Here is an 8,467-nt window from a genome sequence, read left to right on the forward strand (position 1 = left end):
AACTCAAAAAGCTAACTTATTTTTCTCTTAAATCCTGATTAAATCAATCTTTTTTTACTCAGCTAAAAGCTGAGCTATTTTGCCTTGTATAGGAGTTTAGACTAACCGCGCCCTAAAGCGCGGTTAGTCTAAACTCCAGTAATAAATAAAAGGGGTTATCGCACCCAACAAAATCTAAAATCAGTTGACACTGCGGCGAAAGTGTACTATAGTTGTATTACAACAGGAACTGAGCAAGGTTGAATTCCGCCAAGGTGGTGACCCGCATTCCAGATGCGCGGGCTTTGGGGTTCGATTCCCTCTCAAAACGCTTGCCGCTTGTCCTGTTGTAAAATTTTATATGTAGGGCGTCGGGACTGGGGGCTAGAGCGCCAGTCCAGTAAAAGAGGTTGACAAAAGAAATAAAATGTGTATGTGTATAGAAACCTCGGCAGGGCGAAGCATTCGGACAGAAAATCTTGGGTTTTGTGCAATAAATTGTCGCCCGAATGCTTCGCCCCTACATAATACATATTTCGTTTTTTTGTCAATTCATTCTATTCGACTGGCGCTCTAGGTTTGATTAATTGCAAAAATTCCGTTGACTGACTACTCAATATTTGGAGTTGAATTTTCCATCTTTTATTCTGGGAGTAGATGTGCGGGGAGTTACAGAAACAGAAGTTTGCTCGATCGCTTTTTGTAAAACTTGTTTGTTAAGTTGATTTTCTGAAGAGTTGACATCACCAACATTACTGTCTGAGACTCTATTAAAACTGCTAGTATTACTCAATTTATTGTTGAGTATATCGAGTTGAGCATCTAGGATTTTGGGGCGTTTTTCGTACCAAGAAGCGATCGCAACGGAGAGTTTTTCGATATCGTCGGGTACGGAATCGATTAACTTGGTTAAACTAGCGATATCTTGAGGAGTAAATAAGCGCGATCGCTTATCGTTTAATAATTCAAGAAAAGCTTCCAGATTTTGTTCGTCAAATGACATAGTTCAGACTCCTAGTGCGCGATCGCCTGACGGGGGGAAAACAATCTGTCAAAACCTTACTCCGTGCGGTTTTGACAGATTGTTGTCAAAAAAAAATAGGTCTGGTATTATCAACAAGACCTACTTAAATGAAAATAATGAAATTGTTACCTACATTTTACACTCTCCACCTCAAAACACAACTATCTAGGGCTGAGTTTTTGATTTTATCTATCTTAGTCGGGTTACTTCAAACCTATAGATGGGTGAGACTGGAAGAATTAGCGTCTAAATTTCCGCAAAAAATATTATTTGAAAGTCGGCGACGCAAAATTCAAAGATTTTTATCTCTGCCTAAACTAACTATAGCTAACATTTGGTTCCCCATCTTCACCTATTGGTTAAACAGCTCCTTTGAGCGGACGGAAGTCTTATACATAGCAATTGATAGAACGACATGGAGAAGCATCAATCTGTTGGTAATTAGCTGAATTTATGAACAACGAGCTATTCCGATTTATTTCGAGCTTTTACCGTCTATGGGTGCTTGTAGCTTTCATCAACAAAAAGCTGCGTTATCTCAGGTTCTAGAACTGTTAAAAAGTTACAAAAAAGTCGTGTTAGGAGACCGGGAATTTTGCTCAGTAGATTTGGCAGGTTGGATGAAGAAACAGCCTTTGACGGATTTTTGTGTCCGGTTGAAACGGTCACATTACATCCAAGTGCAAAACTCGATTTGGATGCAATTAAAAGATGTAGGATTAGCACCGGGAGTAAGTCTGTATTTTCAAGGAGTAAAAGTTACAAAAAGTCAAGGTTTCCTGGGGGGAAATATCGCTTGTAAATGGAAACGCAAGTATCAAGGGAAGACGGCGCTCGAAGGCTGGTTTATTTTGACAAGTTTAAAAGATTTCTCGGCGGCCTTAAAAGCTTATCAAAAACGGTTTGGCATTGAAGAGATGTTTCGGGATTTTAAAAGCGGCGGCTACGATATAGAAGGAAGTTATGTAGATAACAATCGGTTAATTTCCTTAATGATTTTAGTCACTCTTGCCTATACGAGTTCGATTATGTGTGGTCAGAAAATCAAACAAAAAGGAGCAAGTAAATATGCTGTTCGCCCAAGAGAACCTCATAGAACTCACCACCGACATAGTAGTTTTTATATTGGTTTACACGGGCTTTCTTGGGTAGAATCTCTGGAAATATTTGCTCAACTAACAGAGCAATTGATGGCATTAAGTCCTCATAAACGTCCTTATTATCAGCGTGGTCACCAAGCTCAAAAGCTTATCAGATCCAGTTTATAGCCAAAGTTGTCGCCCCGTCAGGATCCCCCCTAACCCCCCTTAAAAAGGGGGGAACCGGAATCGTTTTAGCTCCATGTTTCGGGGAAATGCCGTTGTCCGTGAATTCAAACTTAAAAAGGGGGGAACCGGAATCGTTTTAGCTCCATCGCCAAATTGAAAATCAAGTATCTGGACTTCTCCTCTTAAAAAGGGGGAACCGTAACTGTTTTAGCTCTCTTTTAAAAAGAAGGAAATAGAACCGTTTTAGTCTTAAGCCCCCCTTTTTAAGGGGGGTTGGGGGGATCGTCTTTAACATCACCTAGAGAGATAAAACTCTCAATTTGCCTACACACCCCCTCAAAATTATTCCATACTTCATCATTCGTAAATCTCACCACTTTCAACCCATATCCTTGCAATATCTGCGTTCTTTCTCGGTCATAATCTTGACCCTCATCTGTAAAATGCCTTTCTCCATCAACTTCAATTACTAACCTCAATGCAGCACAGTAGAAATCAACTATAAAATTATCAATAGGTCGTTGACGGAGAATGCGAAATTTAAAATTTCTAAGGTAATTTTGCCAAAGTTTCTTTTCTGCTGGTGTTGGGTTTTTGCGAAGTTCTTTGGCTCTTGCTACCAGTTGGGGATTGTAGGGTAGGTGAAAATCGGTGTGATTGAGGTTTGGTTGATGAGATGACGGCATTCGATCCCCCCTAACCCCCCTTCAAAAGGGGGGAACAAGAATTTATGTTTACTTCGGTATATCATATCAATGATACCGCCGAAGGGATATTTATAGATTATAGTAGGCAAAAACCTAGAAATTTTTATCTTTCACAATTACACCTGGAGGTTTTTAAATGAAACCGAACTTTGAAAAAAGGTCTAGAAAAGAGTTGAGAGAGTATGCGATCGCCCATCGTTGCGATGAAGATATTGATGAAGTTTTGAACATTTTATATACTCGCCGCAGTCCTGATTCAGAAGCAATCTGGTTTCACCCACCGAAGACAAAAGAAGAGGAACAAGAACAATTTGAATTATTCAAGCGGATAGTTGACGAAAAGACTAGAAAGAAAGAGGCGGAAAGTTGAGAGTTTAGGGAGTGCGATCGCTTTTTTTTGAAAGTGCGATCGCTTTAACAATACTCAAATAGACGGAATTTGATTTAGAGTATACCTAGCTCTATTTTTAATAATGTTGAGTCGATCTACTTGCGCTAACATTTTATCTAGCACATAACTTTCATCAGCAGAAAGTTGGCTTTCCTTATTTTTAACCAGCAACCGATCTAATTCTCCCTGTTCTTTGGGAGCCAACATACTTTCTGCCAAAGCTTGCAGTTCATCCAGACTCAAATCAGTTAATAGTTCGGCATCCGATCGCAAAGAATTTGTCAGTCGATGGTATGTTTCCATATCTAACATTACACCGACTCGCTCTCCCTGCTGGTTAGTAACATAATGTACCGATTCAGACATGGGTTTCTTCTGTACGGGTTTCATTTATTATAGCACTGCATCCCCAATTACAGCAAATTGATTTTAGCTTTTCGATTATTTTACTCAAAATTGATTCTGGTATTTTCTATGAAACCAAATTTTGAAGCAATGACTAACGCTGAATTAAAAGCTTATGCACTTGCACATCGCGGCGGCGATGACGATCTTGAGGCTTTGCGCGTGCTGTTTAGTCGCCGCAAACCAGATTCAGAAACAATTCTATTCCATCCCCCAAAAACAAAAGAGGAAGAACAAGAACAGTTTGAATTATTTAAGCGGATAGTTGAGGAAAAGACTAGAAAGAAAGAGGCGGAAAGTTGAGAGTTTAGGGAGTGCGATCGCTAATTCGACAATAAGCTCAACAGTTGGCAAAGCGAGCGCCAATTTTTAAAATTTACTTTTACTCACTGTCAAGAATTTGTCGTTGCTGAATTTCGATCGCTCTCAACAGTTTCTGCGTTTTCTTCCGGGAAATTCAGCAACCGCTTTGCTCTCCTCAAACGGGACTGATATAGAGGCGAGCGTCGATTTTCTTCCTCTAATTGGGCAATTATTTCATCCAGAACCATAATGTTAGCATCAGCTCGTTTGCATATTTCCTGCACTCTAGCCGATCTTTCCTTAACTTTCTCAATGCTAGGCGGTTGTGGTTTCTCAGTCATGGATTTTGAAATCTATATAAACTCCAATCAAATTATACGAACTTATCCCAAAACCTCATCAACAGTAATATTAATATCGGAAAAAGCTTGTATAGATAAACTTTGCCCTCGCTGAAAAACCTGCACGTTTTGATAACCCGTTGCTGATGGTTCGCGATAAACTTCAACACATTGCTCGTTAATATTTACTAGCCAAGTTTCTACAATTCCATTTTCAGCATAAAGTGGTATTTTTACGGTTCGATCGCTTTCCGCAGTTGTATCTGCTACTTCTACTAATAAAATAACATCTTGTGCTTGAGGATGACCTGATTCATAAAAATCAGGACGAGGTTGTAGCAATGCTACATCTGGCTGAGGTTCAGAGGTATCATCCAACTCGACGGGATTTTGGGGAGAAAGTATTACGACATCGCCAAGCCTCTGAGTTAGGAGTCTCACTAATCGATTCACACAAGCTGCGTGTCTTGTACCTATTGGGTTCATTTCAACTATTTCTCCTCGGATCAGTTCCACTCGATCGCTCTGATTGAGTATACCAACATCTACCATTTGGTGATACTGTTCTACCGTAAATTTCCGTCTCAGTAATTGAACAATCATTGCTACCTCCAATACAGGATATTATCCTAATTTTTGCCAAATTTTATTCTACTCTAACACAAGTTTACTATTCGATCGCTTCTAACACAGCTTTGGGCAAAAGCTTATCTTTAAACCAGATAATCTTTGCAGTTGTATCGCTCACCTTCACACCAGCTTTTTCCAAATTCAATCTTTCCGAAATTGCCAATATTAAATTATCGCAATCAGCCTTTCGCGCTTGGGCAAATTTCTTTTGCAAGTATTCGGGACGCCAGTAACCAACTATTTCTAATAAATAACTTCTCCCATCGGGATGTATGAGGCGAAAGTCGGGAATAATCACACTACCTGGAATGGGAATCAGGTCAACTTCTCTCTCTAATACCCAATCGGTTTTTAAGGAATCCCATCTGTCAGCAAATGATGCTTCCAGCATACTATCGTAAGGCTTACCGGGTGGATAATGAGTTACCAAACCGCAATCGGAATTTAAAGTGAATCTGCCAATTTTTTCTTTGCCAGTGAAAATATCGCGAGTTTGCAAGGTGGCGCTGAGACTCCATTTGGTAACGTGCAACAAAGCGGGGATAAGTTTGGCGATCGCTAACCCATATCTTGTGCTAGGCTTAAACAAGCTAGTCGGGCCATCAATCGTAATCGTAAAACCGTGATCGGCGTCACCTTCAATATATGCCATCAATTGAAATAGTTTGAGATAGCGAAATAACAACTTATATTCACCCGGAACATTGCGATGAGCGTTCAGAGTCATTTGACTGGCGCGGTAAAATATTCCTTGAACTTGCGACAAATTGTAACGATGCAATAAACTTTCAGCAGCAGGAGCATCAAACTGTGTTAAAATCCGATTTTCTTGCAAATCCGCATACAAACCAGTGCGAATTTGCTCTGGCAGAACTTCGCGATTTAATTCTTGACTGAGTTTATCTGCTAAAATTGAAAGAGTTTGGCTAGTAGCCTGTAAACTAGGAATTGATTGAGCCGATAAAGCAAACACTCGATCGCGCAATTCTTGCGGTTCTAAAGGACTGACAACCTCAAAAGTAGAAAAGCTGCTTTTGAGCAGATGAGCCAATCCCCGAATAATGCGATAATCCGGTCGATCGCCCTCAAATTCCTGCAATTGATTATCTAATTCTCCTTGTGTTTTACCGACACATTCCTCAAAACAAGTAATCAGATCGATCGCTAATTCCAAATTGCGATCGTCAATCTTCAGATGTTTCGGAATTATCGTCTCCCCATTTTGCCGGTGACTCAGCAACTCGCTTGGTAACATTTCGATTTTGGATTTTAGATTTTGGATTTTGGATTGAATCGGAAGGCTGCGTATTAGTGGTTGAATAGTTAACTTCGGATGACTCAGCCGCTAAATAACCATTTTGTTGACTAACCTCTGGATTTGGAATTTTAGAATTGGGATTTGGGATGGAATTAGAAGACAACTTATTCGTACTTGAATAATTAACTTCGGACGACTCAGCCGCTAAATAACCACCTGACTGACTAACCTCATAAATCGGTTTAGAAGGCACAATTTCTAAATTACCCTTTTTCTTATTCTTCTTCCCTCTTTCTTGTGGAACAGGCGTCTCGCCTGTCACTCTTTGCGGTTCGTTCTTCTTATCCACACCTCGCCGACGGTCAGAAGTATTTTCCTCACTCGTATTTTCCGCCACCACCTCATACAACAAAGCGCGTTTATTCTTATCGTTACCCTTACGCAAAACCCGACCCAATCGCTGAATAAACTCCCGTTGGGAACCAGTCCCCGATAAAATAATTGCAATACTAGCAGCCGGAACATCAACACCTTCATTGAGAACGTGAGAAGCGACTAAAGTTTTGTATTCCCCCTCGCGAAAGCGCGTTAAAATTTCGTGGCGTTCTTTCACAGGAGTTTGATGAGTAATCGCCGGAATTAAAAAATCTTGAGAAATGCGATAAACTGTAGCATTGTCCGCCGTAAATATGAGAATGCGTTCCGGGTAATGTTCCGCAATCAAATTGCCGAGGATTCGCAACTTACCATCCGTACCCAAAGCAATTTCCCTCGCTTCCCGGTGAGCTAGCATAGCACGGCGACCGGCAGGAGATCTAGCACTCATTCTGACAAAATTTTGCCAACCCTCCAAACTACCTAAATGAATCTTTTCTGCTTTCAAAAAATCATTGCGAATTTTGATTAACTCATTGTAGCGATCGCGCTCATTTTGCGATAACTTTACCTTAATCGGGATCACCTCATGCTGCGCTAGCGCTAACCCAGCTAATTCCTCAGCAGTTTTGCGATAAACAACCGACCCTATGAGACGATCGAGATCGCTATGCTTACCATCCGATCGATCTGGAGTTGCAGTCAGTCCCAAACGATAAGGTGCGATCGCATATTCTGCAATTACCCGGTAAAATTCTGTTGGTAAATGGTGACACTCATCAAAAATCAACAAAGCATAACTATTTCCCAAAGCCTCAGCATTAATCGCCGCACTATCGTAAGTAGCGACAAGAATAGCAGTCCTATCCCGCGAACCGCCACCCAACAATCCCACCTCCGCATCCGGAAACGCCGTCACCAATTGAGCGTACCACTGGTGCATCAAATCCAACGTCGGCACTACAATCAATGTACTGCGAGGAGTTGCCTGCATCGCCAATTGCGCCAAATAAGTCTTACCAGCAGCAGTCGGAAGCACCACCACCCCCTGACGTCCCGCCGATTTCCACGCCATCAACGCCTCGCTTTGGTGCGGGTAGGGTTCCATTTCCACACTGGGAACGAGTTCCAGTGGCGCAAAAGCCTTCGCCTCGTCGATAAAATCAGTTTTTTCCGCTTGCAGCGCTTCTACAAGCGATCGATAGTGGATCGCAGGGATGCGAAATTTCTCCACTCTATCATCCCAAGTAGCGTATTCTACCCAAATTTTTCCTCTGGGAGGGGGATGCAAAATCAAAGTGCCCCTATCAAACAATAATGTGGGGGTACGAGCCATTACTTCTGCACATTTTGGTTCATCCCGACAATTTTACAAGACTTAGGCAACTGATATCATGTGCGATCGCATCGGTTGTATAAAAATCCCTTTCTTATCTGCGTTTATCTGCGTTAATCTGCCTACATCTGCGGTAAAAATTTAACCCATGATTCCCACAAATAATATTTCGCAGGTTCTTTCGGTTTAATAAGGTAAAATGTTCATTTTTCTTACCAATTTGGGGGATGGTACGTTAGGCACGACAATTTAATTATTGATTGCCATACTCAATTTCTCGCCCGTACCAACACACCCTACAGTTAAATAAAATTTTATTATTTCCATAAATACGGGAGAACCGATACGATATGACGGTACGTTGTTGGGGGTTTTCGCGGGTTTTGCGAAAAGGGTAAAATACCGTAAAAGCAACAACAAAAAAAAAAAAGGAAAAAAAAAAAAAAATGA

At 41.0% G+C, this 8,467-nt stretch carries 9 protein-coding genes and 1 pseudogene; 3 read left to right on the forward strand and 7 right to left on the reverse strand.

Going from position 1 to position 8,467, the window contains the following annotated elements; translation table 11 throughout:
• Positions 1–592 precede the first annotated feature (592 nt).
• A complete protein-coding gene (locus tag ACE1CD_RS07380) occupies positions 593–982 on the reverse strand; it encodes a hypothetical protein (RefSeq protein WP_374792503.1) in 390 nt (129 codons plus the stop codon).
• 143 nt (positions 983–1,125) lie between these two features.
• Here ACE1CD_RS07380 and ACE1CD_RS07385 point away from each other — a divergent pair.
• Positions 1,126–2,271 (forward strand): annotated as a pseudogene (locus ACE1CD_RS07385) (IS4 family transposase).
• Between the two features lie 263 nt (positions 2,272–2,534).
• On the opposite strand, the gene ACE1CD_RS07390 reads toward ACE1CD_RS07385, so the two are convergent.
• Entirely contained in the window at positions 2,535–2,957 is a 423-nt protein-coding gene (locus tag ACE1CD_RS07390) for an endonuclease domain-containing protein (protein ID WP_374790447.1), read from the reverse strand.
• 157 nt (positions 2,958–3,114) lie between these two features.
• On the opposite strand from ACE1CD_RS07390, the gene ACE1CD_RS07395 reads away from it, so the two are divergent.
• Positions 3,115–3,348: a hypothetical protein gene (locus tag ACE1CD_RS07395; RefSeq protein WP_374790445.1), complete on the forward strand. Its 234-nt coding sequence runs from the start codon at positions 3,115–3,117 to the stop codon at positions 3,346–3,348.
• Between the two features lie 54 nt (positions 3,349–3,402).
• Here ACE1CD_RS07395 and ACE1CD_RS07400 read toward each other — a convergent pair whose 3' ends face one another.
• Positions 3,403–3,735, reverse strand: a complete 333-nt coding sequence (locus ACE1CD_RS07400) for a hypothetical protein (RefSeq protein WP_374790443.1) — start codon at positions 3,733–3,735, stop codon at positions 3,403–3,405.
• A gap of 108 nt (positions 3,736–3,843) precedes the next feature.
• Between ACE1CD_RS07400 and ACE1CD_RS07405 the strand changes: the two genes are divergently transcribed.
• Positions 3,844–4,077 carry a hypothetical protein gene (locus ACE1CD_RS07405; protein WP_374790441.1) on the forward strand — a complete coding sequence of 78 codons (234 nt, stop codon included), beginning with the start codon at positions 3,844–3,846 and terminating at the stop codon, positions 4,075–4,077.
• An 89-nt stretch (positions 4,078–4,166) separates the two neighbouring features.
• Here ACE1CD_RS07405 and ACE1CD_RS07410 read toward each other — a convergent pair whose 3' ends face one another.
• The 4 genes from ACE1CD_RS07410 to ACE1CD_RS07425 all read right to left on the reverse strand — a co-directional run bounded on the left by ACE1CD_RS07410 (position 4,167) and on the right by ACE1CD_RS07425 (position 8,017).
• Positions 4,167–4,418: a hypothetical protein gene (locus ACE1CD_RS07410; RefSeq protein ID WP_374790439.1), complete on the reverse strand. Its 252-nt coding sequence runs from the start codon at positions 4,416–4,418 to the stop codon at positions 4,167–4,169.
• 42 nt (positions 4,419–4,460) lie between these two features.
• A complete protein-coding gene (locus ACE1CD_RS07415) occupies positions 4,461–5,021 on the reverse strand; it encodes a Uma2 family endonuclease (protein ID WP_374790437.1) in 561 nt (186 codons plus the stop codon).
• Positions 5,022–5,088: 67 nt separating this feature from the next.
• The gene (locus ACE1CD_RS07420; RefSeq protein ID WP_374822842.1) at positions 5,089–6,303 is read right to left on the reverse strand and encodes a DUF790 family protein; all 1,215 of its coding nucleotides are present in this window, start codon (positions 6,301–6,303) and stop codon (positions 5,089–5,091) included.
• Positions 6,233–8,017, reverse strand: a complete 1,785-nt coding sequence (locus ACE1CD_RS07425; RefSeq protein WP_374822845.1) for a DEAD/DEAH box helicase — start codon at positions 8,015–8,017, stop codon at positions 6,233–6,235. The genes ACE1CD_RS07420 and ACE1CD_RS07425 overlap by 71 nt, the downstream gene beginning before the upstream one ends.
• Positions 8,018–8,467: the final 450 nt, after the last annotated feature.

This window comes from Aerosakkonema sp. BLCC-F183 (assembly GCF_041929145.1).
Lineage (GTDB): Bacteria > Cyanobacteriota > Cyanobacteriia > Cyanobacteriales > Aerosakkonemataceae > Aerosakkonema.

Excerpts from the sequence above, each read along its gene's own strand:
- ACE1CD_RS07415 (WP_374790437.1), bottom strand. The coding sequence starts at position 5,021 with ATGATTGTTCAATTACTGAGACGGAAATTTACGGTAGAACAGTATCAC.
- ACE1CD_RS07400 (WP_374790443.1), bottom strand. The coding sequence starts at position 3,735 with ATGTCTGAATCGGTACATTATGTTACTAACCAGCAGGGAGAGCGAGTC.
- ACE1CD_RS07390 (WP_374790447.1), bottom strand. The coding sequence starts at position 2,957 with ATGCCGTCATCTCATCAACCAAACCTCAATCACACCGATTTTCACCTA.
- ACE1CD_RS07420 (WP_374822842.1), bottom strand. The coding sequence starts at position 6,303 with ATGTTACCAAGCGAGTTGCTGAGTCACCGGCAAAATGGGGAGACGATA.
- ACE1CD_RS07410 (WP_374790439.1), bottom strand. The coding sequence starts at position 4,418 with ATGACTGAGAAACCACAACCGCCTAGCATTGAGAAAGTTAAGGAAAGA.
- ACE1CD_RS07405 (WP_374790441.1), top strand. The coding sequence starts at position 3,844 with ATGAAACCAAATTTTGAAGCAATGACTAACGCTGAATTAAAAGCTTAT.
- ACE1CD_RS07380 (WP_374792503.1), bottom strand. The coding sequence starts at position 982 with ATGTCATTTGACGAACAAAATCTGGAAGCTTTTCTTGAATTATTAAAC.
- ACE1CD_RS07395 (WP_374790445.1), top strand. The coding sequence starts at position 3,115 with ATGAAACCGAACTTTGAAAAAAGGTCTAGAAAAGAGTTGAGAGAGTAT.
- ACE1CD_RS07425 (WP_374822845.1), bottom strand. The coding sequence starts at position 8,017 with ATGGCTCGTACCCCCACATTATTGTTTGATAGGGGCACTTTGATTTTG.